Annotated in this window: 22 protein-coding genes and 1 pseudogene; 10 read left to right on the forward strand and 13 right to left on the reverse strand. The window is 70.0% G+C overall.

Annotation, left to right across the window (positions count from 1 at the left end):
- Positions 1-59 precede the first annotated feature (59 nt).
- From MUG78_RS07675 to MUG78_RS07695, 5 genes are all read right to left on the reverse strand, one after another.
- Positions 60-2,117, reverse strand: a complete 2,058-nt coding sequence (locus tag MUG78_RS07675; RefSeq protein WP_246993651.1) for a DUF2339 domain-containing protein — start codon at positions 2,115-2,117, stop codon at positions 60-62.
- A gap of 101 nt (positions 2,118-2,218) precedes the next feature.
- Entirely contained in the window at positions 2,219-2,866 is a 648-nt protein-coding gene (locus MUG78_RS07680; protein WP_246993652.1) for a response regulator, read from the reverse strand.
- The gene (gene macS, locus MUG78_RS07685; protein ID WP_372493285.1) at positions 2,863-4,095 is read right to left on the reverse strand and encodes a MacS family sensor histidine kinase; all 1,233 of its coding nucleotides are present in this window, start codon (positions 4,093-4,095) and stop codon (positions 2,863-2,865) included. Before macS ends, MUG78_RS07680 begins: the two co-directional genes overlap by 4 nt.
- 15 nt (positions 4,096-4,110) lie before the next feature.
- Positions 4,111-4,908, reverse strand: a complete 798-nt coding sequence (locus MUG78_RS07690; protein ID WP_246993654.1) for a crotonase/enoyl-CoA hydratase family protein — start codon at positions 4,906-4,908, stop codon at positions 4,111-4,113.
- Positions 4,905-5,798 carry a fumarylacetoacetate hydrolase family protein gene (locus tag MUG78_RS07695; protein ID WP_246993655.1) on the reverse strand — a complete coding sequence of 298 codons (894 nt, stop codon included), beginning with the start codon at positions 5,796-5,798 and terminating at the stop codon, positions 4,905-4,907. Before MUG78_RS07695 ends, MUG78_RS07690 begins: the two co-directional genes overlap by 4 nt.
- A gap of 301 nt (positions 5,799-6,099) precedes the next feature.
- Here MUG78_RS07695 and dnaK point away from each other — a divergent pair, with 301 nt between their 5' ends.
- From dnaK to MUG78_RS07715, 4 genes are all read left to right on the forward strand, one after another.
- Entirely contained in the window at positions 6,100-7,947 is a 1,848-nt protein-coding gene (gene dnaK, locus MUG78_RS07700; protein WP_246993656.1) for a molecular chaperone DnaK, read from the forward strand.
- A complete protein-coding gene (grpE, locus tag MUG78_RS07705; protein ID WP_246993657.1) occupies positions 7,944-8,495 on the forward strand; it encodes a nucleotide exchange factor GrpE in 552 nt (183 codons plus the stop codon). Before dnaK ends, grpE begins: the two co-directional genes overlap by 4 nt.
- Positions 8,496-8,646: 151 nt before the next feature.
- Complete coding sequence (gene dnaJ / locus MUG78_RS07710) at positions 8,647-9,840, forward strand: molecular chaperone DnaJ (RefSeq protein ID WP_246993658.1); 1,194 nt, start codon at positions 8,647-8,649, stop codon at positions 9,838-9,840.
- Positions 9,841-9,846: 6 nt separating this feature from the next.
- Complete coding sequence (locus tag MUG78_RS07715) at positions 9,847-10,284, forward strand: heat shock protein transcriptional repressor HspR (protein ID WP_281499804.1); 438 nt, start codon at positions 9,847-9,849, stop codon at positions 10,282-10,284.
- A 41-nt stretch (positions 10,285-10,325) separates the two neighbouring features.
- Here MUG78_RS07715 and MUG78_RS07720 read toward each other — a convergent pair whose 3' ends face one another.
- Complete coding sequence (locus MUG78_RS07720) at positions 10,326-11,486, reverse strand: FAD-binding oxidoreductase (RefSeq protein ID WP_246993659.1); 1,161 nt, start codon at positions 11,484-11,486, stop codon at positions 10,326-10,328.
- Between the two features lie 147 nt (positions 11,487-11,633).
- On the opposite strand from MUG78_RS07720, the gene MUG78_RS07725 reads away from it, so the two are divergent.
- Positions 11,634-12,770, forward strand: a complete 1,137-nt coding sequence (locus tag MUG78_RS07725) for an amidohydrolase family protein (RefSeq protein WP_246993660.1) — start codon at positions 11,634-11,636, stop codon at positions 12,768-12,770.
- A 4-nt stretch (positions 12,771-12,774) separates the two neighbouring features.
- Here the strand turns inward: MUG78_RS07725 and MUG78_RS07730 are convergent, their stop codons facing one another.
- The 5 genes from MUG78_RS07730 to MUG78_RS07750 are packed head-to-tail and all read right to left on the reverse strand — an operon-like array spanning position 12,775 to position 20,582.
- Entirely contained in the window at positions 12,775-13,869 is a 1,095-nt protein-coding gene (locus MUG78_RS07730) for a glycoside hydrolase 5 family protein (protein ID WP_246993661.1), read from the reverse strand.
- A complete protein-coding gene (locus tag MUG78_RS07735; RefSeq protein WP_246996913.1) occupies positions 13,866-15,560 on the reverse strand; it encodes a glycosyltransferase family 39 protein in 1,695 nt (564 codons plus the stop codon). Before MUG78_RS07735 ends, MUG78_RS07730 begins: the two co-directional genes overlap by 4 nt.
- Before the next feature lie 29 nt (positions 15,561-15,589).
- Positions 15,590-17,116: a glycosyltransferase family 2 protein gene (locus tag MUG78_RS07740; RefSeq protein WP_246993662.1), complete on the reverse strand. Its 1,527-nt coding sequence runs from the start codon at positions 17,114-17,116 to the stop codon at positions 15,590-15,592.
- On the reverse strand, positions 17,113-18,645 hold the full coding sequence (locus MUG78_RS07745) for a hypothetical protein (RefSeq protein ID WP_246993663.1): 1,533 nt from the start codon (positions 18,643-18,645) through the stop codon (positions 17,113-17,115). Before MUG78_RS07745 ends, MUG78_RS07740 begins: the two co-directional genes overlap by 4 nt.
- Positions 18,642-20,582 (reverse strand): hypothetical protein, encoded by a 1,941-nt coding sequence (locus tag MUG78_RS07750; RefSeq protein WP_246993664.1) that lies wholly within the window; start codon positions 20,580-20,582, stop codon positions 18,642-18,644. The genes MUG78_RS07745 and MUG78_RS07750 overlap by 4 nt, the downstream gene beginning before the upstream one ends.
- Positions 20,583-20,678: 96 nt before the next feature.
- Here MUG78_RS07750 and MUG78_RS07755 point away from each other — a divergent pair, with 96 nt between their 5' ends.
- Positions 20,679-21,548, forward strand: coding sequence for an SDR family oxidoreductase (locus MUG78_RS07755; RefSeq protein ID WP_246993665.1), 870 nt, complete (start codon positions 20,679-20,681; stop codon positions 21,546-21,548).
- Here the strand turns inward: MUG78_RS07755 and MUG78_RS07760 are convergent.
- Positions 21,533-22,144: a TetR/AcrR family transcriptional regulator gene (locus MUG78_RS07760; RefSeq protein WP_246993666.1), complete on the reverse strand. Its 612-nt coding sequence runs from the start codon at positions 22,142-22,144 to the stop codon at positions 21,533-21,535. The genes MUG78_RS07755 and MUG78_RS07760 overlap by 16 nt on opposite strands.
- A 92-nt stretch (positions 22,145-22,236) precedes the next feature.
- Here MUG78_RS07760 and MUG78_RS07765 point away from each other — a divergent pair, with 92 nt between their 5' ends.
- From MUG78_RS07765 to MUG78_RS07775, 3 genes and pseudogenes are all read left to right on the forward strand, one after another.
- The gene (locus MUG78_RS07765; RefSeq protein ID WP_246993667.1) at positions 22,237-23,142 is read left to right on the forward strand and encodes an oxygenase MpaB family protein; all 906 of its coding nucleotides are present in this window, start codon (positions 22,237-22,239) and stop codon (positions 23,140-23,142) included.
- Positions 23,142-23,663 (forward strand): DUF4334 domain-containing protein, encoded by a 522-nt coding sequence (locus tag MUG78_RS07770; protein WP_246993668.1) that lies wholly within the window; start codon positions 23,142-23,144, stop codon positions 23,661-23,663. The genes MUG78_RS07765 and MUG78_RS07770 overlap by 1 nt, the downstream gene beginning before the upstream one ends.
- A gap of 93 nt (positions 23,664-23,756) precedes the next feature.
- Positions 23,757-24,580: pseudogene (locus MUG78_RS07775) on the forward strand (sulfurtransferase).
- Positions 24,581-24,587: 7 nt separating this feature from the next.
- Here the strand turns inward: MUG78_RS07775 and MUG78_RS07780 are convergent.
- Entirely contained in the window at positions 24,588-25,526 is a 939-nt protein-coding gene (locus tag MUG78_RS07780; RefSeq protein ID WP_246993669.1) for a TIGR03564 family F420-dependent LLM class oxidoreductase, read from the reverse strand.
- Positions 25,527-25,646: 120 nt separating this feature from the next.
- On the opposite strand from MUG78_RS07780, the gene MUG78_RS07785 reads away from it, so the two are divergent.
- Complete coding sequence (locus MUG78_RS07785) at positions 25,647-26,861, forward strand: oxygenase MpaB family protein (protein WP_246993670.1); 1,215 nt, start codon at positions 25,647-25,649, stop codon at positions 26,859-26,861.
- Positions 26,862-26,890 lie beyond the last annotated feature (29 nt).

The raw sequence follows: 26,890 nt of genomic DNA on the forward strand, positions 1-26,890 counted from the left end.
GCGTAGAAACACGTGATGGCCGGTCCTCCCGAATGGGAGGGCCGGCCATCAACGACCCCTCAGCGGTGTTTTTGCGGTGTCACCGAAACCGGAATGGGGGCGACCGGGATGGGCCCGGTCGGGGGATCCTCGAGGGAGGACGGGCGGATCGACGACGGATCGTCGTCCAGGGTCTGGGCGTAGGCCACGCCGAGTCCGAGGAGAACCAGGCCGACGAGGATGAAGGCGGCGACGCGGAAGATGCCGTCGAGCGCCGACAGGTCGAACAGGAACAGCTTCGCGACCGCGGTCGCCAGCACCAGCAGCCCGGCGGTCAGTGCGAGGGCGCGGTTGGTGCCGCGCAGGCGGCGCGCCCATATCAGTGCGGCCGCTCCGGCGGCGGCGAAGATGACCGTCGCGGCGAGGTGGCCGCTGCGGAACCCGGCGTCGCTGCCGTCGGTGACGACGGCGGCCGCGGCGACGCAGAGGACGTTGATCAGGGCGAGCGCGATCAGGCCGCCGACGCAGGCGATCACGGTCGATTCCGAACCGCGCGCCCCGCGGACCCACGACCAACCGAGTGCGGCCAGTGCGGCCAGCGCCAGCACGGCGGCCGTGAACACCTGGGTGCGGTGCGCAGCGCCCAGCCAGTCGGCGTCGCTCAGGGCCATCGCCGCCTGGGGTGCGATCGACAGGAGTCCGGCGCCCAACGCTACGGTGCCGATGATCCGGTACGACGAGGTGAGCTCCGCGTCGAAGCGGGATCCCAGTCCGAGGGCCAGTGCTACCCCGAGGAAGCCGAGTTGCAGAGCGTCGGCGCCGCCGAGGATCGCCACGATGGCGACACCGGCGACAGCCGCGCCGGCCAGCCAGACGGTGCGGGTGCCGAGCGTGCTGCCGGGCACCAGGGAACCGGCCACGGTGAGGGTGATCAGGACCGCCGCGACGCCGGCCCACAGCAGGGCGGCGGGGGTGGTGGCGAGAACGGCGTCGGCGCCGAGCATCGGCAGCAGCGGCACCGAACTGGTCAGCGCGAGTGCGACCGGTGCGCCCGAACTGCGGAGCAAGACGATCGCCGAGGCGATCGCGAGGACGAACGCTGCGGCGGCGCCGATCAGGAAGGCGGTGGCCGACGCGTCGCCGCCGCGGCTGAGCAGCAGCACCAGCGGAACGGCCGTCGCCGCGGTGTTGACCGCGAACAGTGCGGGCCAGTCGCGACCGATCTGGACGGCCAGGGTGGCCGCCGCGTAGACCAGCAGGAACGCCAGCAGCACCGCGTCGTCGCCGTCGGCCAGGAACGGGGCCAACAGCACCAGACCGACGCCGACGGCGAGGCCGAGCGGCTGGCTGTCCCACTGGCGGGCCAAGACGAAGCCGCCCGCGGCGATCATGCCGGTCAACACGAGTGCGGCGAGGGCCGGCAGCCAGTGGTAGATGTTCGTCGCCGCCAGCACGCAGAACAGCGCGGTGGCGATGCCGGTGGCGGCGAGGGCGGCAGCCGCCGACCGCTTGGCCGGGGACCGGCCGACGACGATGCCTGCGCCGACCAGCGCCGCGGCCAGGACCGCTCCGCCGGTCACCCGCACCTGCGGCGCGAGCAGACCGGCCTGGGCGGCGAGGACGAGGAGCAGCACCACGCCGATCAAGGTGATGGCGACACCGGCGAAGGCCAGGATCTTGCCGAGCTGGCCCCCGGCACCGGCCGCGGTGAGACGGTTCGGCGCGGCCGGAGTGCGCGGCGGAGCCGGCAGCGGCGCGGGGAACGGGGCGGGCTGATACTGCGGAGCGGCGAAGCCGGTGTGCGCGGTGGCGTACTGCAGTTGGGGCACGCCGACCGGCGGGGCGGTGACAGGCGGGGCGGTGACAGGAGGGGCCATGGCGCGGTTCTTCGGCGGCACCGGGCGTACCGGGGGAGCGAGAACGGCAGCGGGTTCCGGAGCCTGGCGCCGGGCGGAGTCGACAGCGGCCGGCACGGCGGCATCGGCAGAAGCCTGGGGAGAATCGGTGAGCGCGGAGGCGGCGAGACCGTCGGTCAAGGCGGCGACCCGAGCGGTGACCCGAGTGAGACGGGTGGCGATGTCTGCCAGCTCGTCGTTGATCGATGCGACGGCGGCCATCGGGTCGTTGGCTGCGCTCATACCGATAAGTCTGATTCGCGACCGCCGCCGGGGCATGCGCAGAACTACCTAGTTTACCTAGGTGGAAGCGCCCTGATCTGCGCAGATGGTGCTACGGGAGGTCAGGAAAGGCCGTTTTCCAGGGCGTAGCGGGCCAGTTCGACACGGTTGCCGAGCTGGAGTTTGCGGAGGGCGGCGCCGACGTGGTTCTCGACGGTGCGCGGACTCAGGTGCAGTCGTTCGGCGATCTGCTTGGAGCTGAGGCCCTTGGCCACCCAGCGCAGGACCTCGGTCTCCCGTTCGGTGAGGGCGGGCGCCTCCGGCGTCGGCTCCTTGGCCAGCCGTCGGTACTCGCCGAGCACCAGTCCGGCCAGGCCCGGCGTGAAGACGGTCTGTCCGGCGGCGGTGGCCTCCACGGCGGCGACCAGTTCGGGGCGGCGGGCACTCTTGACCAGGTAGCCGGTGGCCCCGGCCTTCACCGCGTCGAGGACGTCGTCGCGTTCCTCCGACGCCGACAGGACCAGGATGCGCGACTTCGGGGACACCGCGAGCACGCCGGCGGTGGCCTGGGTGCCGGTGCCGTCGGGCAGATGCATGTCCATGAGGATCACGTCGGGGGTCACCGCCCGCGCGACCTCGACGGCGCGTGCCACGCAGTCGGCGCTGGCGACGACGTCGAAGCCCTCGTCGGTGAGGTCGCGGCTGACGCCGTCGCGCCACATCGGGTGATCGTCGACCACCATCACTCGGATCGGAGCGGTATCGGTCATGAGGTGGTGTCCTTCCGTGCGGCGGAACTCGTGCACCCGGTCGGTGCGGTCAGTTCCCATTCTGTGCCCGCGCCGGGGGCGGATTTCAGCGAAACCGAGCCGCCGAGCGATTCCACCCGCCCGATGATGGATCGGCTGATGCCCATCCGGCCCTGCGCGGCGGCCTCCTCGAGTCGGCCGGGCGCGATACCGCAGCCGTCGTCCCGAACGCTCACCACCACTTCGTCGTCGAGGTCTTCGAGCAGCAGGAAGCTGCGCGCCTCGGCACCCGCGTGCAGGGCGGTGTTGTTCAGGATGTTGCGGACCGCGGCCAGCAGCTCCGCGCCGGTGTCGGCGTGCACCACCACCGGATCGGCGGGGGTGCTCACCGAGACGGTTTCGTCGGCCAGGGCGCGCAGCGCGGGTCCCAGGTCGAGGGTGCCGGTCGGCGGGACGGGGCCGTCGACGGGGCTTTCGGCGATGAGTCGACGGAGGCGCAACTCCTGCGTGGCCGCGAGTTCGGCGAGCTCCGCGGTGGCACCGCCGATCTCCTGCCCGCGTCGCGAGATCAGGGCGAGGGTCTGCAGCACGCCGTCGTGCACGTGCCGGGCCAAACGATCGCGCTCCTGCGCCCGGGTGGCCACCCGGACCGCGACGGCGAGTTGGGCGTGGGTGATGCGAGCGCGGGACGCGGCCAGGCCCAGCGCCATGCCGGCCACCACCATCAGCAGGAACGTCGGGTTGCCCATGTTGATGAACACTTCGCCCTTGACCACGAAATTGGTCACGCCGATCAGCAGGCCGCCGAGCGCGCCCGCCCACGTGCCGCCGAGCACCGCCGCCGACAGTAGTGCGCTCGCGGCCCACAGGGTGGTCGGCCACGTCTGGTTGTTCGCGATCCAGGCGTCGTCGGCGACGAGGAAGGTGGAGAGCATCGCGGCGATGAACACGGCGAACTCCGCGCCGATACACCACCAGCGTCGCCCGGGGCCCAGGAGATAACCGGCGGCCAGCAGGAAGTTGACGCCGGTGAGGAGCATGAAGAGCACCCACGCCACGGCCGGGCGGGACAGCTCGTCGTTGATCGTGATGTTGAAGCTGAGCGCGTACAGGAAACCCAGCATCCGGAAGATCTGCGCGCCGCGCCAGAGTGCGCCGACGGGATCGTCGTCGTCCCGGCTCCGCCAAGCGGTGGCCGGGAACACGCGGTCCCAGGCCGACGTCGTGTCGGTGTCGAAGGCTTTCCGGATGCTCACGTCGAGAACTCAGAACTGGCGGTCGGTGAAAACGGGGGCGGTCTTGGCCATGCCGGCCTTGCGGGCGGCGGTGTGGTTGCGGCCGGTCAGCAGGCGGACCTGCAGGGCCTGCTCCACCGGGAACGACAGGCGCGAGCCGTTGTACCAGGTCTGCTCGAACAGGGCTTTGGACGCGGCCACCGCGTCCGGCGACCGCTGCGAGATCGCCGCGATCAGCTCGTCGGCGGCTGCGAACGGATCGTCGGACACCCCGCTGACCAGGCCCCACTCCAGTGCCTGCGCGGCGTCGAACCTCTCGCCGGTCATGGTGAGGCGCTTGGCGACGTCGATCGAGGTGAGCTGAGCGATGCTCGCCGACAGCGACATGTCGGGGATCAGGCCCCAGCGGGATTCCATGATCGAGAAGTCGGCGTCGGGCGTGGCGAACCGGAAGTCCGCGCCGAGTGCGATCTGCAGGCCGCCGCCGTAGCAATGGCCGCTGACCACCGCGATCACCGGGACCGGAACCGAGCGCCAGGCCCAGCCCGCCGCCTGGAAGTTGTTGGCGGCCGAGCGGCGCTTGGGGACCAGCGCCCGCACGATCCGGCCGCGCTGGTCGGCCGTGGAGGCGAAATCGAGCCCGGAACTGAACGACGATCCTTCGCCGGCGATCACCACGGCGCGCAGCGACCGGTCCTTGGCCGCGCGGTCGGCGAGGCGAGCCAACTCGTCGATCATGTCCAGGGTGAGGGCGTTGAGCTTCTCCGGCCGGTTCAGTCGGACGTGCGCGACCTGCCCGCGCACCTCGTAGCTGACGTGGCCGGTCATTGTGCGACGACGGTGTTGCGGCACTCGCCGATGCCGTCGATGGCGGCGACCACCACCTGGCCGGGCTTCAAGTGGGCGTCGGCCCCGTGCCGGTGCACGGGCGTCACCGGGCTGCCGGTCGCGATGACGTCGCCGGGGGAGAGCTGCATGAAGCGGGAGACGCGGCGCACCACGTGCACCGGATCGAAGTGCAGGTCAGCGGTGTCGCCGGTCTGTACCTCGGTGTCGTCGACACGGGTGGACAGCGTCAGCGTCGGGCGGATGCCGCCGGACAGTTCTTCCGGAGTCACCACGTAGGGGCCCATCGGGGTGGAGCGGTCCCACGCGTCGCCGAGCGCCCACTCGTCGGTCTCGAACGCCAGGCTGCGGTCGGCGACGTCGTTGAGCACGGTGAATCCGGCGATGGCGGCGGCCGCCTCGTCGTCGTCGGCGTGGCGGACGGACTTGCCGATGATGATGGTCAGTTCCACGGCGGGGTCGAGGGCGTGCGAATCGGACGGCACGACGATCGGGTCGTTCGGCCCGATGAGGGCGCTGGAAAACTTGGTGGACAGGCGCGGATGCTCGGGCACCCTCAGGCCGAGGAGGTTGAAGTGCTCGCCGTAGTTGTGGGCCACGCAGACCACCTTGCCCGGGTCCACCACCGGCGGTGCGAAGTCGGCGGCGCCGGCCGCGTACACGGTGCCGTCGACGACGGCCGCGGCCCTCGTCAGACCTTCGGGATCCTCGAGCACTGCCCGCACGTCGGGGTAGCCGAGATCGATCAGTTGCGTCTGGCCGTCGCGCTCGATGCGTTTGACTGCACGCGTGGTGTCGCCCAGGCGGATGGTGGCCAGGTACATGGCTGCTCCTTCGTTGTCGGCCGCGCGGTCGCGGCCGGTACGCGTCACGTCTTGCCTTCCTCATCATCCCATCGACGCAGATGGCCCACGCAGCCCGTGGTCGGGTGACCAGGATCACGATAAACCTCAGTCGGAAAGGCTCAACTCTGGGAACAACGGTGGCCGGTGGGAGGTTGAACCGATCGAGAAACCTGAGTGTTGCAGACTCAACTAAGGTTGACGGGTTCGGATCCCGCGACTATCAGTTGAGTGTGAGGCACTGAGGTTTCGCAGATTGGATTTGCAGACCACAGGCCGTCAGGCCGGAAAAGACAAGCGGCTCGCTGAGCCGGAACGAGGAGGAACACACATGTCACGTGCTGTCGGAATCGACCTCGGCACCACCAACTCCGCACTCGCGGTGCTGGAAGGTGGCGAAGCCGTCGTCGTCACCAACGCGGAAGGTTCGCGCACCACGCCGTCCGTCGTCGCTTTCGCGCGCAACGGCGAGGTCCTGGTGGGCCAGCCCGCCAAGAACCAGGCCGTCACCAACGTCGACCGCACCGTCCGCTCGGTGAAGCGCCACATGGGCGACGCCAACTGGTCGGTGGAGATCGACGATAAGAAGTACACCCCGCAGGAGATCAGCGCTCGTACGCTGATGAAGCTCAAGCGCGACGCCGAGGCCTACCTGGGCGAGGACGTCACCGAAGCCGTCATCACCGTGCCGGCCTACTTCAACGACGCGCAGCGTCAGGCCACCAAGGAAGCCGGCCAGATCGCCGGCCTCGAGGTGCTCCGTATCGTCAACGAGCCCACCGCTGCGGCTCTCGCGTACGGCCTGGACAAGGGCGGCAACGAGCAGACCATCCTGGTCTTCGACCTCGGTGGAGGCACCTTCGACGTCTCCCTCCTGGAGATCGGCGACGGCGTCGTAGAGGTCCGTGCGACCTCCGGCGACAATGAGCTGGGCGGCGACGACTGGGATGAGCGTGTCGTGGAATGGCTCGTCGAGAAGTTCAAGGCCAGCTCCGGCATGGACCTGACCAAGGACAAGATGGCGATGCAGCGTCTGCGTGAGGCTGCGGAGAAGGCCAAGATCGAGCTGTCTGCCTCGCAGAGCACCACGATCAACCTGCCGTACATCACCGTCGACGCGGACAAGAACCCGCTGTTCCTGGACGAGACCCTCTCGCGTAGCGAGTTCCAGAAGATCACCCAGGACCTGCTGGATCGCTGCCGCAAGCCGTTCGAGGCGGTCATCGCCGACGCCGGCATCAAGATCGACGACATCCACCAGGTGGTCCTGGTCGGCGGCTCCACCCGGATGCCCGCCGTCTCGGAGCTGGTGAAGGATCTGACCAACGGTCGCGAGCCGAACAAGGGTGTGAACCCGGACGAGGTCGTCGCCGTGGGCGCTGCCCTGCAGGCCGGCGTGCTGCGCGGCGAGGTCAAGGACGTGCTGCTGCTCGACGTGACCCCGCTGTCCCTCGGTATCGAGACCAAGGGCGGCGTGATGCACAAGCTGATCGAGCGCAACACCACCATTCCGACCAAGCGCTCGGAGACCTACACCACGGCCGAAGACAGCCAGCCGTCGGTGCAGATCCAGGTGTACCAGGGTGAGCGCGACATCGCGGCCCACAACAAGCTGCTCGGCAGCTTCGAGCTGGGCGGCATCGCACCTGCCCCGCAGGGCGTCCCGCAGATCGAGGTGACCTTCGACATCGACGCCAACGGCATCGTGCACGTCACCGCGAAGGACAAGGGCACCGGCAAGGAGAACAGCATCCGGATCCAGGACGGCTCCGGTCTGTCCAAGGACGAGATCGACCGCATGGTCAAGGACGCCGAGCTGCACGCTGAGGAAGACCGTCAGCGTCGCGAGGAGGCCGAGACCCGCAACCAGGCCGAGTCGCTGGTCAATCAGACCGAGAAGGTGCTGAAGGACAACGAGGACAAGGTTCCGGCGGAGGTCGTCACCGACGTCAAGGCGGCGGTCGACGAAGCCAAGGAAGCCCTCAAGGGCACCGACTCGGCAGCCATCCGCAGCGCGATCGAGAAGCTCTCGGAGCGCTCGCAGGCGATGGGTCAGGCGATCTACGCCAACGCTGAGTCCGAAGCCGGCAGCGACGCCGCAGCAGGCGCCACGGGCGGTAACGACGACGACGTCGTCGACGCCGAGGTCGTGGAAGACCCTGCGGACGAGCAGAAGTGACGCAGCCGGGCGGCGCGGGCGAGAACGACCCCACCGTCGACGCCGTGACTGACGAGGCCGCAGCCGCGACGGGAGCCGAGCAGGCTCCCGCCGCGGAGGCGGTAGACGATCCGCAGGTGGCGGAGTTGACCGAGGCGCTGCAGCGCGAGCGGGCCCAGTTCGTGAACTTCCGTCGGCGCAGTGCCGAGGAGTTCGCGCAGGCGGCAGCGAGCGGGCGAGCGAAGCTGGTCGACAAGCTGCTGCCCATTCTCGACGACCTCGATCGTGCACGTGAGCACGGCGATCTCGTCGACGGGCCGCTGAAGGCCTTCGCCGACAAGCTCGGCGAGGTCCTGGCGGGCGAGCAACTGGTGAAGTTCGGGGAACCGGGCGACGCCTTCGATCCGGAGCTGCACGAAGCGATCCAGAACGATGCCACCGGCTCGGAACTGGTCCTCGGCATGGTGTACCGCGCCGGATACCGATTGGGCGACAAGGTGATTCGCCACGCGATGGTGACCGTCACCGACGCCGCCCCCAGCGCCGCCCCGACCGCGGGCGACGCCTAGCGCGCCACGCGGGACCGGCAGCGAGAGATTGCGCCGGTCCCGCGGTGGTCGCCGCACAGACACAGACTTTCCGTCCGGCCCACAGCCGGACGCGCAGCACTACATTCGAAGAAACTAGAAGAACTAGGGAGAACCAAGGAGGTGACGAAGAGTGGCGGTGCAACGAGAATGGCTCGACCGTGACTTCTACTCCGATCTGGGCGTCGCTTCGGACGCTTCGGCCAGTGACATCAAGAAGGCCTACCGGAAGTTGGCGGCACAGCTGCACCCGGACCGGAATCCCGGTGACAGCGCAGCCGAAGAACGTTTCAAGAAGGTCTCCGAAGCCAACAGCGTCCTGTCGGACGCGGAGAAGCGCAAGGAGTACGACGAAGCGCGCGCGCTCATGGCCAGCGGACGATTCCGCGGCGACGGGGCCGGCGGATTCGGCGGTGGCGGCTACACCACCACCGGCGGTGCCGGGGGCTTCGACCTCGGTGACCTGTTCGGCGGTGCGGGCGGCGGCGCCGGCATGGGCGGCTTCGACTTCGGCGACATCTTCGGCGGAGGCGGCCGATCACGTTCCCGAACGCGCCAGCAGCAACCGCAGCGACCGCGCCGCGGCAACGATCTGGAGACCGAGACCACCCTCGCCTTCCGCGATGCGGTCAAGGGCAACACGATCAGCCTGCGGGTGACCAGCCCGTCGCCGTGCACCACGTGTCACGGCAGCGGCGCCAAGCCGGGCACCAGCCCGCGCACCTGCACCTCGTGCAACGGCACCGGTTTCCTGCAGCGGGACCAGGGACACTTCGGCTTCGCCGAGCCCGATCCCGAGTGCCAGGGCACCGGCACCAAGATCGACGAGCCGTGCGCCGACTGCTCCGGCAGCGGCGTGCAGGTCCGACCGCGCACCATCAACGTGAAGATCCCGGTCGGCGTCGAGGACGGCCAGCGCATCCGGCTGACCGGTCAGGGTGAGGCCGGACGCCGCGGCGCTCCGTCGGGCGACCTGTACGTCACCGTGCACATCACGCCGGACCGGCTGTTCACTCGCAGCGGGCACGACCTGAAACTGCAACTGCCGGTGAGCATCTCGGAACTGGTGCTGGGCACCACGGTGTCGGTGCCGACGCTCGACGGTTCGGTGGGCGTGAAGATTCCGCCGAACACCGCCGACGGCCGGACGTTGCGGCTCAAGGGCCGCGGCGTGCCGAAGCGGGCCGGTGGCGTGGGCGACCTGCTGGTGACCGTGAAGGTCGCGGTACCGCCGAAGCTCGACGACTCCGCGGTGGAGGCGATGAAGGCCTATGCCGCAGCCGAGCAGGCCGCGGGCTTCGATCCTCGGGCGGGCTGGGGGCGGTGATCGGGTATGCGCGAGAGCAAGAGCGAACGCGCCGGCTCGACGCCGCAGCGGCCGGTGCGTGAGAGCCCGTCGGTTCCGGACTCGGCCACCTTCCTGATCTCGGTGGCCGCCGAACTCGCCGGCATGCATGCGCAGACCCTGCGCACCTACGACCGGCTCGGCCTGGTGACCCCGAAACGGACCCGGGGCGGCGGTCGTCGCTACTCGCAGGGCGACGTCGATCGCTTGCGGGAGATCCAGCGGTTGTCGCAGGACGAGGGTGTGAACCTGGCGGGCATCAAACGGATCATCGAGCTGAGCGACCAGGTGGCGGCACTGCACCGCGAGGTGGAGGTGCTGACCGCGCACGGCGCAGGTCGTGGGCGTCCGCCCGGCGAGTTGGTGCACGTGGAGCGTTCGAGCTCCGTGGTGCTCTGGCAGCCGCGTCGTCGTCGAGCCGAGTAATCGGTCGGCCCACCACGACTGCTATTCACGGCCCCGTCGCGTCAGTGCTGAGCGACGGGGTCGTGGTGCATCCGATCGCTGGGCACCCCCGCCAGCCGCAGCCGCAGCTTGGTGGAGATCACCATGTCCGGCGGCCCGGCGATGAGCACCTGGCGGTCGGACCAGTCGGCGTACCGCGCGGCGACGTCGCCGACCTTGCCGCGGGCGATCGACACGCCCCACTGACTGGGGTCCACGGCGCCGCTGATCCACCAGGGATCGGTCGGCTCCTCGACCACGCCGGTGAGGGTGAGCCACGGGTTGGTGGTGGCGAGTTCGCGCAGCATGGCGAGGTCGTACAGCTCGCCCGGGAAGCGCGCCCCGTAGAAGAGATGCGTGGGCGGGGTGTCGGCCCTACGCGCCATCTCCAGGAGCAGGGCGCGCAGCGGGGCCAGTCCGGTGCCGCCGGCCACCATCAGCACGGGCCGGTCGCGGTCGATGCGCAGCCGTCCGTGCGACTGCGCGAAGGTCCACACGTCGCCGGGTGCGGTCTCGGCCACGACGGCGGCGCTGAACGCACCGCCCGGCACGGCGCGCACGTGGAACTCGAGCTCGCCGGCGTCGTTCGGCGGGATCGCGGGCGACAGGTTGCGCCACACGTGCGGCCACTGCGGGATCTGCGTCTCCAGGTACTGGCCGGAGTGGAACGGCGGCATCGGATCGACGGCCACCAGGCGGATCACGGCGCGCTCGCGGTTGATGGTGAACTTCTGCACCACGCGCGCCCGCCAGGTGGCCGGGCCCTCCACCGTCTGCGCGGCGCCGCGCATCACGCCGGTGGTCAGGAGCATGCCCTGGGCCACGGTCTCGGCGGATTCGGTGTTCCACTCGGTGCCGAGCAGCCGCGCGGACTCGGTGACCAGCGCCTGCGCCATCTGGTTGTAGTGGGCGTCGGTGACCCCATACTTGCGGTGGTCCCGCCCCAGCTGCGCGAGCAGTTCGATGAGCTCCTCGTGCCCGGAGTCGCCGGGAAGTACGTCGAGCACGTGGTCGAGAACGTCGACGAAGGCCTCGCGGACGTGACTCATGTGCGCGGGGAACAGGTCGCGCAACTCCGGCGAGTTGCCGAAGAATCGCGCAAAGACCTTCTGCGCGAAGCCGTCTCGGTCCGCGTCAATCAGGTCCCGCAGCCGGTGCAGCACCGGTGGAGTTGCTCCGCTCACGTCCTTCGCTCCTTCCCGGGCACCGTCGGCATCGCCCCTCGGCGTCGCTCGCATCGACGTCACACAGTCGACTACACAGAGTAGTCCGGTCGGTCTCGTCGTGCCGTCGGCGCGCGCCGCGCACGCGAATGTGGCACGCTGAAAAGGGTGGCGACCTTGGCTGGACGTGTACCGGGGATCGTGGACGCTCATGTGAACTTCTTCGATCCGCGGAGACCGCCGTGGGGTCTGCCGCGCATCGGCCGGGTGCCGACGCCGATTCTGCGCGCGCTGCCCGATCCGCTCGTGCGCTTGGCCACCCGGATCGCCGATGAGCAGAGTCTCAGCGGAGTCGCGGGCCCGGGTCTGCTGTCTGCGCGCTATCAGATGCGCGAGTATGTGCGCGACACGGCGGGACTGGCCTCGGTGGCCGGAGTTCCGGTCGCTGCGGTGCTGCCGGTGGACGCGCAGTGGCGGCGGCGGGTGTCGATCAATGAGGCGCCCGAAGCGATCGCTGAAGACATGCGCACCCTGCGGGAGCTGTCTTACGGCGCCCCGTCGCCCGCACTGGGCGGACTGATCGTCCCCGGCGACGAACGCGTCGCCGGACTGGGTGTGCGCACGGTGCTCGACGACGAGGAAAGCTTGATCCGCGGCGTGCGACTGCGCTGGGGACGGCATCCGGACCCGCTGGTGCGCGACTGGTCCACCGAACCGGATGCGCTCGGCTCGCCGATCTTCCGGAAGGCCTTCGCCCGGCTCGCCGAGCGCGGGCTGATCTTCGAATCCCTGTGTTACTCACACGAACTGGCGCAACTGGCCGACCTGGCCTCGGAGTTCCCGGAGACCACGATCGTCGTCGAGCACCTGGGGCTGCCGGTCGGCGTCTTCGGGCCCATCGGCAGTTCGACGGGCGCGACGGCCGCCGCGCGGGCGGACATCCTGAGCCTGTGGCGCGAGCGGATGGCCATGCTCGCGGCTCGGCCGAACGTGCTGGTGAAGATCAGCGGTATCGCCTCGCAACTCCTCGGTTACGGCGACGAGAAGGCGGGGAACATCGGCGGGCAACGCATCCTGGCCGACATGATCGGGCCGCTGGTGCTGCACGTGGTGGACCGCTTCGGTCCCGAGCGGGTGATCTTCGGCTCCAATGCGCCGCTGGACAGTCACAACGCGACGATCGGCGTGACCGTCGGCGCGCTGCTCGACGTCCTGGGTCCGCGTGGCGACTACCTGCTTGCCCACCTGTTCGCCGAGAACGCGCAGCGCGTCTACCGGATTCCGCCGGCCGCCACCGAGGGCTGAGCTGTCAGTTCAGACGGGGCCACAGCGGGTCGCCCGGACCGATGTCGTAGGTGCATTCGGAGGGGCGCGGGTCGGGCACGTACGACCACACGAGAGCGCCCGCGCCGCCGAGATCGCGGGCCGTGTCGATCTGCGCGCGAAGCAGATCTGCGCGTTGGGCCAGGGGACGGCACGATCCGGCCTCGATACCCACCTCGGCGACCAGCAGCGGCTTGTGCACGTCCTTCGCGATCTCGATGCGAGCGGGCAGTCGTGCGTCGACGGGGACCAGGGCATCGGTGGGGTACAGGTGATACTCGAGGACGTCGATCCCCGGGGACGCGCCGAGGTTCGCGTAGGCCGGGCCCGCGCTGCCGCACTGGTCACCGCCCAGCAGGCCGGCGAATATGAGGTGGTCGGGATCGATCTCGTCGATCAGCGCACCGACGTCGTCGTAGAAGGTGCGCAGCACCTCGGCTGCGTCTGGTGCACAGGTCCGGCCGCTCGGTGCGGTGCATGCGGCGTCGAGGCAGGTCACGGGCTCGGGCTCGCCGACCGCCGTCCAGCCGACCAGAGCGGGAGCGTCGTGCCAGCGCTGCACCGCCGTGCGCACCCAGTCGGCGTAGCTGCCGTGCGCGCTGGCCTGCCGGGTACGCCACTGCCCCCGATAGAAGTCGATGTCTTTGACGGTCTCACCGTCGCAGGCGCCGTCGCCGGACGCCAGGACGGGCAGCACCAACTGGTCGTGACGGGCGGCCGCCGCGAACACCGCGTCGGCGGCGGCGTAGTCGATGGTGCCGTCGTCGGAGCGGACCGTCGACGGCGCGAGGAGCGCGAATCGGGTCAGCGAACGTGCTGGGAGAGCGCCGAAGTACTCGTCCAGGTTCACTTGCGCGCCGCAGCCGACATTGAGCGACCAGTCGGTGGTGAGCTGGTAGGCGTTGTAGCCGACCGGCCACCAGGGCTCACCGTCGAGCAACAGTCGAGTGCTGTCGACGGTGACCGCGGCGACCGGTTCGGTGGTCGTCGGCCGATCGTCGCCGCGAACGACGACGCCGACGGCGAGCGCGATCACCGCGACGACGACGACGAACAGGTCGCCGGCAGCTGCGCGTCTCACGGGAGCTCGACCTGGCGGGGTAGGACGCGATAGATCCGCCAGTCCGGGAGGTCCGCTCCCTGATTGGGCGCCTCCAGCGTGAGGACGCCCACGTCGGCGCCGTTCTCGTACAGCGTCGGGTAGCGGAGGTTGAGCGCGTCCGAGCGTCCGCGCCCGGTGTTGGGCACACTGAGCAGATATTGGACGCGGTACCGTGCGGGATCGTTGAGGATCTCCGCGAAGTCCTGGTCGGACGGGATGACGAACTGGCTGGGTCGGGCCGACCTGGCCACCACCGCGAACCCGTAGACGGTATCGGTGAGCACCGCGCCGTCGGGGAGGTCGAGGGCGTCGAGGTACTCGGCGAGTTGGCGTTCGGTGGAGAACGACCGGGCCACTGTGCGGGCGTCGAGGTGCACCGGGTCCACCGAGTCGGGCTGCGGGTGGACGATGGTGGCGAGCGCGAACTCCTGCGGCGCGTACCGGGGCGAGGTGATCCCGACCGCGGTGACGCCGATCGCCGCCACCATGGTGACCGCGGCGAGTGCCGCCGCAGCCGCCGACCGCAGCCGGTGGCGACCGGGCGGTAAGAGGGGCGGCACTTGGGCGTCGTGTCCGAGACGACGGTGCGGCACGGTGCGGCGTTCGGGCACGGCGAGCAACGCGACGGTGGCCATCAGCGGCACCACCGCGAGATAGAAGCGCAGGAAGCCGAAGGTGGAGCCGAGCGCGTAGGTCGAGGTCTGGAAGGCGAGGACCGCGCCACCGGCGACGATGGCTGCCACCAGGGGGCGGAGGCGGCGTCGTCGCCACCGCCACACTGCGACGACGGCCAACAGCACGGGAAGGAGCGGGGCCAGCAGGAACATCTCGGTGAACGAGAAGCCGAGCGCCGACCCGAGGGAGGACGAGCCGCTGCCGCCCGATTCGGCGATGATCGCCGCGTTGCCGTACTCGGAGGTGAACTGGGCGAGCAGTTCGCCGTTGATGATCCAACTGGTGAGTGACCAGACCACGAAGGCTGCGGCCGCGGGCAGGAGCACCAGTCCGGCGTCGATCAGCGCGCGGTCCCGACGTCGGGTCCGATCCGGGCGTCGATATGTCACGGTGGCGACGAAGACTGCGGTGATCACCGCGGCCGCGCCCAGGTCGTAGCGGGTGAGGAAGCCCAGGGCGAGTGCGATGCCGGCGGTGACGAGGTCGTGGACGTCGTCGGTGTCCACCCAGCGGATCACCCGGCGCGCCGTCCACAGCAGGAAGAACAACGACGGCGCTTCGCTCATGCCGTTCGCGGCGTAGAGCACGATCATCGGGTTCACCGCGTAGGCGGCGACGACGATCGCCAGCAATACGGGTGGCACCCCGCGATCACGGCCGATCCCGTAGAGCATCGCCACGGACCCGGCCATGAACGCCGACGACATGATGACGGCCGACAGTGCATCAACGGTGAGTATCGGGAACACTGGCGACACGGCGATCAACGGCAGTTGGACCAGCGCCGTCAGCGGCGTGAAGATGAAGCCGATCGCCGACAGGTGCGGATCGCGGCTGAACAGGACGCTCTGCGCGGCCTGCACACGGGAGAGCGCGTCGCCGAAGAAAAACTGCTGGTCCACAGCGAGGTAGTAGCCCACCGTCAGGTACGCCAACCAGCACAGCGCGAAGACCAGCCACCCGTTCGGGCGCAACCTGGTGCGACGGCGCTGCATGTCCCGCTGTCGCGCCCGGTCCGGGGCGGTCACGGCGCTGCGCTCGCGGCGCCGTCGGGGTCGGCGGCCTCGTCGTTCTTCGTGCTGCTGCTCGTGAGGCCGTGGACGGTCTTCTCCCAGTACGACGGGCTGGTGATCAGCTGCCACATGCCCTTGATCGCGGCGATCGACATGAGGACCCAGTAGAACGGGACGATCAGCGCCGACCAGAACAGCTCGGGACGACGTTCCTCCCGGATGGCGACGATGTTCATGTAGATCATCGCGCTGTTGCCGATCACCAGGGAGATCAGCGCCAGGTAGTAGACGGGCCCGGGGAACAGGGCGGCGATCGCGGTCGGTTCACCGCTGATCCAGATCACCAGAATGAGCCAGAACGCCATGTTGACGCAGGCGATCAGCGGGGTGCCGGCCAACAACATGGTGAACCGGTAGACCTGCACCGCGCCGAGCGTCCGCCACAACTGGAGGGGATGGCGCATGTGGACCAACCACGTCTGCATGTAGCCCTTGTACCAGCGCGAACGCTGGCGAATCCAGTTGATGCCGTCGACATTGGCTTCTTCGATCGTCACCGAGTCGATCACCTCGGTGCGATAGCCGCGCGCCGCGATCCGGATGCCGAGGTCGGCGTCCTCGGTCACGTTGTGCGGATCCCACGCGCCGATCTCGTCGAGCAGGGTGCGTCGGAAATGGTTCGACGTGCCGCCCAGCGGGATGGGCGAACGACTGGCCATGATGCCGGGGAGCAGCGTGCCGAACCAGATGCCGTAGTCGGCGGTGAACCAGCGGGTGAGCAGGTTGTCGGTGGCGTTGTGGAAGGAGAGTTTGCCCTGCACGCACACCACGTCGTCGTCGGCATCCTCGAAGGCGGCGGCCACGCGGCGCAGTTGCAGTGGATCGGGTTCGTCCTCGGCGTCGTAGATGGTGATGATCTCACCGGTCGCGAAGGCCATGCCGTAGTTGCAGGCCTTGGGTTTGGTGCGCGGCTCGGCCGGCGGCACCAGCACCACGGTGACGATCGGATCCTCGCCCATGCTGCGCGCCGCCTCGATGGTGGGCGTGTCGTCGGCCTCCAACAGCAGGAGCACCTGGATCTTCTCCTGCGGATACTCCAGCGCCCGCATGTGGGCGATCAGGTCGCCGATCACCTCGGGTTCGCCGTAGGCGGGCACCAGCACCGTGTAGGTGGGCAGCGCGTCGTCGTCGATGGCGCGGGCGCGTTCGTCGGTCACGGCGATGGCGCCGTTGACCAGGCCGCGTCGAAACAGGAGCAGGCGGTCGGTCATCGCCAGGATGTAGACGACGGTCATCAGCGAGACGACGGTCGCGGCGGTCGGCAGAGGCCAGAGCACGGCAGCCACCGCGGCCACCGCGGCCACCGCGAATCCGATGGTCTTCTGCGGCCGAGTGAAGGCGACGGCGGCCGAAGCATCCGGAAAACGTGTGCGCAGCCCGTCGACGGCTTCGACGAGCGCGGCCTGACAGTAATCGTCGTTCGCCATCAGTTCGGCGACGGGGCGGGTGGCCGGGGAACCGGCGGGGTGGCTGATCATCGCGATCTCTCGGCGGCGGCGATCTGGGTGTCGATCAGGTCGCCGGCCAATTTCACGAGGAGGTCGTAATCCTTGAACCGGGGGTCGAGATCCTGGGTGACGGCGTTGCCGCGGAAGACGCGGGTCAAGATGTCGTTGACGAGATCCAGTGTCTCCTCCGGTCGGCGCAGCTGCAGGAACTGTGCCGTCGGCTCGTGGTTGTCCACCGAGATCAGGGTGACCTCTTGCGTCCTTCGGCCGTTGTTCCACCGCCACGACAGCGCGTTGTAGGTGAGTAGACGCTGGTCGTCGACCACGGTGGACAGGGTGCCGAGGATCCCATGCGGCAGCTCGACGGGCCGGCCGATCGAGGTGCGGACACCGGAGACCGCATAGCGCACGGAGGCCGGATAGATGTCGAAGGTGAGCGGCACGGCGGACTCGACGGCGTCGACCACCACGCGCCGTGGCCGGGCGTGCACGTCGAACGCCGGATCGCCGACGTTCTGCTCCAGGATCTGGCGCATCCCCGTCGCCTGCCAGCCGTTCACGGTGGCCGGAAACGGGCCGGTGGCCTCGATCTGCCGCCAGCCGGACGGCACCAGCAGCGGTGGTTCGCTGCGCATGCCCGCGATGTACACACCGTCGTTCGGCGTCACCGTCGGCGCGCCGATCAGGTTCAAGACCACGGTGAACACGATCAGGATCAGGGTGCCGGTGCGGTTGTCGGCGGCGGTGGGCGGTCGTACGTCCCGGTGCGGCAGCGGTTTGAGCGTCCGATCGGGGAACCGGCGCTGCACGTACGCGAAGATCGCGATCGCGGCGCCGCAGCCGAACGCGGGCACCCAGTGGTACACCGCGAGACCGGCCTCCGGCGCCACCAGGAGCAGGACGGCGAGCACCGCGGCGCCCGAGAACGCCGCGGCGACGGCGCCGATGACAGCGCGCCGACGGGTGGTGCCGACGGCCACTGCGGTGGCTGCGACGCCCAGCACCAACATCACGACGCCGGCGTCCAGGCGACTGTTGCCGAGCGAGATCACCAGCACCCGGTACGGCAGCGGGAACAGGGACAGGCTCAGCACCCACACCCACCGGTAGCGGAGGGCGGGGCGCAATCCGAACAGCAGCACGCAGCCGGCGAACAGGAAGACCACCAGTGCCAGCAGGTCCGTGCGGGTCATCAGGTAGGCGGGCAGGTAGCGGCGATTCAACAGGCCCAGCAGCGCGGTCGCGAGGATCAGCGTCACGATGCCGACGATGTGGTCGGTGTCCCGGTCGTAGATCGGCGGTTCGTTCTCGTGCCGGACGCTCACGCCGATGGCGGCGAGCACGCACAGCCCCGCGGCCGCCGGGAGGTAGGTGAGCAGAGTGCCCTCGCCGAGTTCCATCCCGACCGATCCGAGGGTGTCCCAGAAGGCCGCGACGGTCAGGATCAGCAGCGCCGACCACCGCCACGCGAGGACGACGAGCGGGCGCTCCCGCAGCGGCGTCCGCGCTACGGACGCCTCATCCGATGGAGCCGGTGCGTGCGGCGCCGGTGCGGTCACGGCCCGGCGTCGGCGTCACCGGGTGCCGGTCGTCGGCCCCGGCGCCGCAGGATCAGGGCGCTGCTGACCAGGGCGGCCACCGCGACCGCTGCGCCGATCCCGATCCATGCCCCGGTGGACAGTCCGCGGTCCGCCTCGTGGGCGATGGTCGGCGGAACCGCCAGCACCGGCTGCTGGTCGGCGGTCTGCAGCAGGGCGGTGCCGTCGAGCGCCGACCATCGGTTCTGGTCGTCGTCGAGCCACGTCAAGGCGGTGTCGAGGAGCTCAGGTGCGCCCGTCGAGGTGGCCACCAGGACGGTGCGGTCGTTCTGGCGGACCACCTGGAGCGAACCGAACGGGACCTGCGGGATGTTCGTCACCGCGGGGCCGCCGCCCACATAGTTCACCGTGATCTCGCCCTGCCCGGTGCGCTTGACCGGTAGCGGTAGGTCGCCGAGGCCCTCGCCGTCGGCGGCGATCAGTACCGCGGGCAGCTTCGGATTGAGCGCCGAAACCGCCACCGTGTCGATGCCCAGCGGCGTCGCCGACATCCGCTGCAGGCCGGTCACGATCTGCACGGCGCGGCCGATGTCGGCGAGGTCCCCGGTGGTCCAGGCCAGCTGGGTCCGCGGCAGCAGCGTTTGCGGGAGCGAGCCGAAACCGGGCGGAACGGGCGGGTCGGCGGGCGTGGATTCGACGAGGCCGTCCGCGGACAGCGACAGGCTGGTCCGGTGGGCGTCGCCGCAGAGGGTTCCGCTGTCGCCGCGCTCGACGGTGACGGTGACGTCGGTGAAGCGGTTGACGGCGTCGGGCAGCGTCACCCAGGTGTCGAAGCCGCCGTGCGACTCGGTCGGCCACGAGTCCACGACGGTGTCGCCGGCGCGGACCACCACGCGGCCCCCGCTGCCGGACGGCGGCGGGGTGTAGGTGCCGCGCAACTGGATACGGACGTCCTTGACGGGCCGTCCGATGCGGGTCTGGTCGATGCCGATCGACAGCGACGGCCAGCCCGTGGTGGTGACCTGCTGGTCGGTGACATCGAGGTCGGCCAACGTGGTGACGGCGCGCGGCAGCTGCGGGGCGGCCACGCCGGGACCGGGGACCGCGGCGGCGGCCATGGCCAACGACGACAGGTCCGAGGTGAGGAAGGCCGCGGTCCGGCTCAGGTCCGGTCCGCCCAGCGTCAGGTAGCGGTCGTCGACCACCGCCAGGCCCGCCGTGAGGTCCTCGGCGATCACGATCTGCCGTTCGAACGGACTCGTCGCGACCGGCGGGCGCAGGGCGGTGCGCGGCAGGGAGCGGGTGACGATCTGCACGGGCACGTTCTGGTACCGGGCGACGACGGCGGCGGCCACGTCCACCGCCGCGGCGCCCTCGGCCTCGCGCGGATCGCTCGGCACGTACAGGGTCAGCTTGGTGAGTACCGGCGGCAGGAAGTCGCCGACTGTGCGGACGCCGGCGGGTCGTCCGGCGAACTCGATACGGGCATCGGTGAGTCGGAAGGCCTGGGCGGGATCGAACTGGCAGAAGCCGTCGGTGCGCAGGTAGCTCTGCAGAGTCAGATTCGCCGAGTTGGTCCTCTCGTCCACGCGAAGTCCGGTCAGCGGCAGCGCGATCGCCGCGTTCGGCGTGGTCGGCACCGCGGTGCGGGAGATCAGGCGCTCGCCCTGCCGGACGTCGACGGTGCCGCCGGTGACCCACGGCGGCAGCGCGACGGTGCCGCGCAGCACGGTCGGCGCGGTGCCGGGCGGCACCGAGACGGTCAGCGGGTACGCGTAATCCTGGCCGGGCAGGGTCACCGTCGCTCCGGCGCCGAGGTAGTCGAGTCCGATGCTCAGGCCGGCGCCGCTGTTGGTCGGCGCGCCGGCGTCGTCGGGGGCGGCGAGCGCGAGACCCGGACCGCCGCCGACCAGTAGTAGCGCCAGGCCGACTGTGACTGCCGCTATCGTTCGTCGCATAGGGTCAGTTTTACGTGAGAGCGCACTGATGTCTAAAGATCGCGCCAGAAGATCACGTGCTGACTGACCGTTCACCGGCTCGATGGGAAGCAAATCATGGGAATCTTTTTGGTCACCGGCTCGGCGTCGGGCATGGGTGCGCAGACCGCGCAACGGCTGCGGGCCGAGGGGCATCGAGTGATCGGCGTGGACCGCGCCGACGCCGAGGTGGTGGCCGATCTGTCCACCCCGGAGGGTCGGCAAAGGGCGATCGACGAGGTGTTGGGCAGCTGCGACGGGGTGCTCGACGGCGCGGTGCTGGCCGCCGGTCTCGGACCCAAGCCGGGTGCCGAGCGGACGATCGTCGAGGTGAACGTGCTCGGTGTCACCGAGTTGCTGACCGGTCTGCGCCCCGCGCTGGCGAAGTCGGAGAAGGCCAAGGTGGTGGTGATCGGCTCCAACTCGACCACGTCCACGCCGTTGGTGCCCCGTCGTGCGATCCGGCAGTTGCTGCGCGGCGACACCGAGGGGGCGGCGCGGACACTCCGTCGTCGTGGTCCGCTATCGGCGCCGGCTGCGTACGCCGCATCCAAGCTGGCGGTGAGCTACTGGTGCCGCCGTGAAGCGGTGTCGGCGGCGTGGGCGGGTGCCGGTATCCGGCTGAATCTGCTGGCCCCCGGGCCGGTGCTGACGCCGCTGTTGCGGGGCCAGCTCGCCAGCGGCACCGGCAAGCAGGTGCGGTCGTTCCCGGTGCCCGCGCGCGAGTACGGCACGCCCGAGCAGATCGACGAATGGATCGCCGTGATGCTGTCGCCGGCCGCGGACTTCATGGTCGGCTCGGTGATCACCGTCGACGGCGGCACCGAGGCGCTGCTGCGCCCGCGGGACTGGCCGGCTCGTCTTCCGCTGCCGGAGCTGCCCCGGATGCTGTGGTCGATGTACAAGGCGCCCGCGCGCGGGCAGGTGGCCGACTACTCCGACGTCTGAGCGGCGGCCGCCATCGACGCGGCCAGCGCTTCCTGCACGTACGGATCGGTCATCAGCAGGTGGCGCATGCTCCATTCGAGGTCGGCCAGGTCGGTGCCGGCCCCCTCGTGGCCGATCAGCAGCAGCATCGACGTGGCGGCCAGTCGCTCGGCGTGCTCGGCGGGAACGCCGAGTTCGCAGGTGTAGCGGGCGACGGCCACGCGCCGCTTCTCGTCGACGGCGAGCAGGGCGGCGCGCACGTCGTCGTCGCTCGCCGCCCACACGCGCAGGGCAGCCTCGGAGCGGTGCGGTAGGCCGAGCGCGACGGCGATGAGCGCTTCGACCCGCTCGTGCGGGGACGGCTGGACGTCGAGCCAGGCCACGAGCCGGTCCGTCGCCTCGCTGCGCCAGTGCGCGATGAGGGCGGTTTCGAAGGCCTTCCAGTTGCGGAACGAGTGGTAGAAAGCGCCGGTGGTGAGGCCGGTCTCGGCGCACACCGCCGCCTGCTTGAAGCCGCCGTAGCCGTCGCGCGCCAGGACCTGCATGCCCGCCGCCAGGAAGCGGTCGCGCAGCGGCGAGGACTCCTCGGCTGCTTGTTCACGCTGTTCACGGCTCATGTCCATCGATTCTGCCATGTTCGGCGGCGACCCCTTGCCAGGCGGCATAAGTTGACTTATGGTGAGGTGCACGGCAACGAAAGGTCATCACCATGCTTCGCTGGGATCGCAATCGCGGACTGGACCCGCGCACCGACTACGAGCAGATCTACCGCAACCTCTCGCAGTACGACTTCCCGTGGGACTTCAACCAGGCGCTCAGCTTCGCGCTCTTCCGCACCTATGCGGTGCCGAGCGTCGGGCGACTGCTGTACGAGTCGGGGGGCTTCGCCGACACGCAGAAGCGGTACGACGACACCGCGATCCTGCTGGAGCGGCCGCTCATCTGCGGCTTCGATTCGGCCGAGGGCAAGACCGCGCTGCGTCGGATCAACCAGATGCACCGCGCGTACGACATCTCCAACGACGACATGCTGTACGTGCTCGCCACCTTCGTGGTGGTGCCCAAGCGGTGGATCGACGACTACGGCTGGCGCACGATGACCTACGACGAAGTCACCGCGACGGTGCACTTCTACCGCAAGCTCGGTCGGCACATGAACATCAAGGACATGCCGGAGACCTACGAGGAGTTCGCCGACCTGCTCGACGACTACGAGGCCGAGCACTTCGCGTACGACGAGGGCGGCCGCAAGGTGGCCGACATGACGCTGGATCTGCTGAGCACCTTCTACCCCAAGGCGCTGCACCCGGTGGTGGACCAGTTCTCCCGGTCGCTGATGGACGAGCCGCTGCTGGAGGCCTTCCGCTATGCGGCGCCGTCGCCCATCGTGCGACGAATCTCGTTGGGCGCCATGGCCGCTCGCGCCGCGTTCCTGCGTCTCATGCCGCCGCGGTTGCGGGCCAAGGACTTCGAGCACAGTCGCCGCATGAAGACCTATCGGTCGGGCGAAGTGGTGACCGAACAGCTCGGTACCTTCCCGGGCGGATGCCCTGTGCCGCATGGCGTTTCGGGTGAGGACACGGCGTCGACGGCCGATCCGGCTACGGTGGCGTGATGACCGATGTGCTGACCCTGCAGGCCGGCGTCGACGCCGTCGCCGCCGAGGACCTCTTCGACTCCCTGCCGCCGGTGGCCGTCGAGCAGATCCTCGGGACGTGGCACGGCAGCGAGGTCCCCACCGGTCACGCGATGGACGGGCTGCTCGACGTGTCCGGCTGGTACGGCAAGCGTTTCGCGTCGGCCGAGGAGGTGCACCCGTTGCTGTTCGGCGCGCCGGGATCGCTGTACGCGGTGAACCCCAAGCTGCTGCCGCTCGGCACGCTGAACCGCTTCGGCGACACGGTGCCCAAGGTGCTGCCGCCGGGTGGCCGCGCGGCGTTCCGCCTGCTGCGCACCCGCAAGTACCGCGCCCGCCTGCGCGAGGTGTCGTACCGGGGACAGGTCAGCGCGGCCATGGTCTACGACGACCTGCCGATCATCGACCACTTCCGCCTCCTCGCGCCGGACACCCTCCTCGGCGCGATGGACACGCGGAACTCGCCGCACCCGTACTTCTTCCTCCTCGAGCGCGCCTGACCCCGCGCCCGCCTCTCCCAGCCACGCGGGGGTCGGAGGGGCTGGTAGGGTCGGAGCGTCGGTGGGAGCGCCGACGGCGAGGAGAGGGAAGCGATGTCGGACGTGTTGATCGGGGTAAGCGACCTGGCCGAGGCCATGCTGGGGCCGCGGCCGCCGGTGGTGCTCGACGTGCGGTGGCAGTTGGGGTCCGACGACGGGTTCGCCCGCTACAAGGCGGGGCACCTGCCGGGTGCGGTCTACGTCGACCTGAATACCGAGCTGGCGGCGCCGCCGAGCGCGGAACAGGGCCGTCACCCGCTGCCCCACCTCGACACGCTGCAGGCCGCCGCCCGCCGGTGGGGCATCGACTTCGGCGTGCCCGTGGTGGTCTACGACGACGCCGGCGGCACCGTCGCCGCGCGTGCGTGGTGGCTACTGCGCTGGGCCGGCATCGCGCAGGTCCAGCTGCTCGACGGCGGACTGGGTGCCTGGCGCGACGCCGGGATGCGATTGTCCTCCGGCGATGCCGTGCCGCGCGTCGGCAATGTGACACTGACCGGCGGGTGCCTGCCCGTCGCCGACATCGACGAGGTCGCCGGGACGCAGGCGCTGCTGCTGGATGCCCGCGCGGCTGAGCGCTACCGCGGCGAGGTGGAGCCGGTGGATCCGCGGCCGGCCACATCCCGGGTTCGGTGAGCGCGCCGACCACCGAAAACCTCACTGCCACAGGCACTTTCCGTTCCGCCGACGAACTGCGGGCGCGTTTCGCCGCGCTCGGTGCCGATTCCCGGCCGGTCGTCGTCTACTGCGGTTCCGGCGTCAACGCGGCGCACGAGATCGCGGCGCTGGAGGTCGCCGGGATCGACGGCGCCGCGCTGTACCCGGGTTCCTACTCGCAGTGGTCGTCGGACCCGCAGCGCCGCGTCGACACCGCCTGATCCGGACTCAGACGCCGGAGGGCGCCAGGTCGTCGAGCCGCCGCAGGAGCGCCCGGGTGCGGGCGCGGGCCTCGGGATCGCGATCGAAGAGGATGGCGACGAACTCGTCGACCCCGGCGTCGGCGACCTGCTGGATGCGGGCGGTCACGGCGGCCTCGTCGCCGATGATCGCCGCATCCGTGGACGCTTCGTAGCCCTCGCGGTCGAGCATCGCCCGGTACGACGGCAGGGTGTTGTAGATCGCGAACTGCTCGGCGGCGGCTGCGCGGGCGCCGACCGCGTCGTCGGTGACGCTCACCGGCAGCATGGCGACGGTGCGCACGGCACCGGCCGGCCGACCGGCGTCGGTGGCCGCGGCGTGCAGGGTCGGCACGATGTGGTCGCGCAGGGTCGTCGGACCGGTCATCCAGGTGACCGTGCCCGCCGTGCGACGACCGGCGACGCCGAGCATCTTGGGGCCGAGCGCGGCCAGGTAGACCGGCGGAACGGGCGCGTCCACAAAGCTGAGGGCGCCGCGGGTGGTGACGAAATCGCCTGGCGCATTGGCCTTTTCGCCGGCGAGGAGGGGAAGCAGGCCGTCGAGCACCTCGTTGGTGCGCTGCACCGGCTTGTTGTAGGGGATGCCCCACATGCCCTCGGTGACCACCTGGTGGCTGAGGCCGAGGCCGAGGTTGAGGCGGCCGCCGATGATCGAATTGGTGGTCAGCGCGCGCTGCGCCAGGGACATCGGATGTTGGTTCTGCATCGGCAGCACGCTGGTGCCGAACTCGATGCCGGGGACCTCGCGGCCGGCCACCGCGATCGCCGTCAGGGCGTCCGGCTCGTAGGGCATCTGGGTGGACCACACGCGCCGAAAACCTTCGTTGTGCAGTGCGCTCAAGCTCTCGATGGCGCGGCCGATCGCGACCGATTTGGCGTTGATGGTCCAGACGACGCTGAGCTGCATGACTTCCTCCAGATACGGCGGCCTACATATCGCCCTGACCCTAACCGATGGCGCGCACCTACCGTGCCGTGAGACAAGATTGTAGATTTGTATCTAACGGTAGGTGATACAAGGAGAGCCATGGAACTCGTCGTCAATGAGGCCCACCAGCGGGTGCGGGACCGGGTCAAGCGATTCACCGGCTTCGAACTGCTGCCGCGGCCCGCGGTGGCCGCGCAGTTCCTCGCCGGGCACACCGCGGGCGATCCGGTGGCCGAGCGATTCGTCGCCGAGACCTATCACGGCGAGATGGGCGCCGAGCGCGCCCGGGAGTTGCTCGACGAGGCGCTGGCCGTCGGGATCGACGGGATCGATGACGCCCCGGAGTCGATGCGTGCCCTGTTCACCGAGTTCGAGACCGTCCCGGACTGGGTGGACCCCGTGCTGATCGAGCAGGGCGCCGCGGTCTGGCGGCGCTGGGGCTACAGCCTCGGGGCGGTCGGCAACGCGGGCACCATGGACACGTATACCGAAGGCTCCCTGGCGATTCCGCTGTCCCTGTCGGGCGGCTACGCCGGGGCCAGCGCGCTGCACCGGTACCTGGAGACCAGTCGCTGGTGGTTGGAGGTGTGCCAGCCCGGGGCGGTGCTGACACCCGGCTCGCGGGCGCGCGAGGTCTCGCTGAAGGTGCGCGTGATGCACGTGTCGGTGCGGGCCCGCGTGGCCGAGCATCCGGAGTGGGACAGCGCGGCACACGGTCTGCCGATCAGCCAGAGCGAAATGATGCTGACGCTGCTCGGTGGCAGCGTGGGCCCGGCGCTCGGCCTGTACGCCCTGGGTTTCGTGACCAGTCCGGCCGAGATCCGCGCGGTGCTGCACTTCAACCGCTACCTCGGCCACCTGGTGGGCTGCCGCGTCGACGAGATGTATCCGGAGTCGGTGCTCGACGGCGTGCGGCTGCTGTACTACTTCGATGCCACCCGCAAACACGACTCCGGGCCGCTCGGACCCGAGCTGGTGGAGGGCTTCGTGCCGTCGTTCGAGCCGCCCGCCGGCATGCGGGGCCTGACCCGGCTGCGCGCCAGGTATCACCTGCACCTGCAGGCCGGGTACACGCGGCTGTTCATGCTCCCGTGGAATCGGCGGCACTATCGGCTGCCGAGCGGTCTGCCCGGGCTCGCGGTGCTCATCCTGCGCGCACCCCTGATCGTCGCGACCGAGGTGGCGCGCCGGCTGTCGCCGGGCGTCGACCGGTGGGTGCAGGCGTCGTCGATGCGGCGTTGGCGGCGCTGGCACGCGTGGCATCTGGGGCAGCGAGAAGAGCGGTTCGACGCCGGGCGCCGGTTACGTCGCTGATCCGACGGTCGAGGCATACGGTGGATGGG

The organism is Gordonia alkaliphila (genome assembly GCF_023017165.1).
Taxonomy (GTDB): domain Bacteria; phylum Actinomycetota; class Actinomycetes; order Mycobacteriales; family Mycobacteriaceae; genus Gordonia; species Gordonia alkaliphila.

What these genes read in the sequence shown, in the direction of transcription:
- MUG78_RS07675 (WP_246993651.1), bottom strand. Translation starts at nt 2,117, where the DNA reads ATGAGCGCAGCCAACGACCCGATGGCCGCCGTCGCATCGATCAACGAC.
- MUG78_RS07680 (WP_246993652.1), bottom strand. Translation starts at nt 2,866, where the DNA reads ATGACCGATACCGCTCCGATCCGAGTGATGGTGGTCGACGATCACCCG.
- MUG78_RS07690 (WP_246993654.1), bottom strand. Translation starts at nt 4,908, where the DNA reads ATGACCGGCCACGTCAGCTACGAGGTGCGCGGGCAGGTCGCGCACGTC.
- dnaK (WP_246993656.1), top strand. Translation starts at nt 6,100, where the DNA reads ATGTCACGTGCTGTCGGAATCGACCTCGGCACCACCAACTCCGCACTC.
- MUG78_RS07715 (WP_281499804.1), top strand. Translation starts at nt 9,847, where the DNA reads ATGCGCGAGAGCAAGAGCGAACGCGCCGGCTCGACGCCGCAGCGGCCG.
- MUG78_RS07735 (WP_246996913.1), bottom strand. Translation starts at nt 15,560, where the DNA reads ATGCAGCGCCGTCGCACCAGGTTGCGCCCGAACGGGTGGCTGGTCTTC.
- MUG78_RS07740 (WP_246993662.1), bottom strand. Translation starts at nt 17,116, where the DNA reads ATGATCAGCCACCCCGCCGGTTCCCCGGCCACCCGCCCCGTCGCCGAA.
- MUG78_RS07750 (WP_246993664.1), bottom strand. Translation starts at nt 20,582, where the DNA reads ATGCGACGAACGATAGCGGCAGTCACAGTCGGCCTGGCGCTACTACTG.
- MUG78_RS07755 (WP_246993665.1), top strand. Translation starts at nt 20,679, where the DNA reads ATGGGAATCTTTTTGGTCACCGGCTCGGCGTCGGGCATGGGTGCGCAG.
- MUG78_RS07760 (WP_246993666.1), bottom strand. Translation starts at nt 22,144, where the DNA reads ATGAGCCGTGAACAGCGTGAACAAGCAGCCGAGGAGTCCTCGCCGCTG.
- MUG78_RS07765 (WP_246993667.1), top strand. Translation starts at nt 22,237, where the DNA reads ATGCTTCGCTGGGATCGCAATCGCGGACTGGACCCGCGCACCGACTAC.
- MUG78_RS07770 (WP_246993668.1), top strand. Translation starts at nt 23,142, where the DNA reads ATGACCGATGTGCTGACCCTGCAGGCCGGCGTCGACGCCGTCGCCGCC.
- MUG78_RS07780 (WP_246993669.1), bottom strand. Translation starts at nt 25,526, where the DNA reads ATGCAGCTCAGCGTCGTCTGGACCATCAACGCCAAATCGGTCGCGATC.
- MUG78_RS07785 (WP_246993670.1), top strand. Translation starts at nt 25,647, where the DNA reads ATGGAACTCGTCGTCAATGAGGCCCACCAGCGGGTGCGGGACCGGGTC.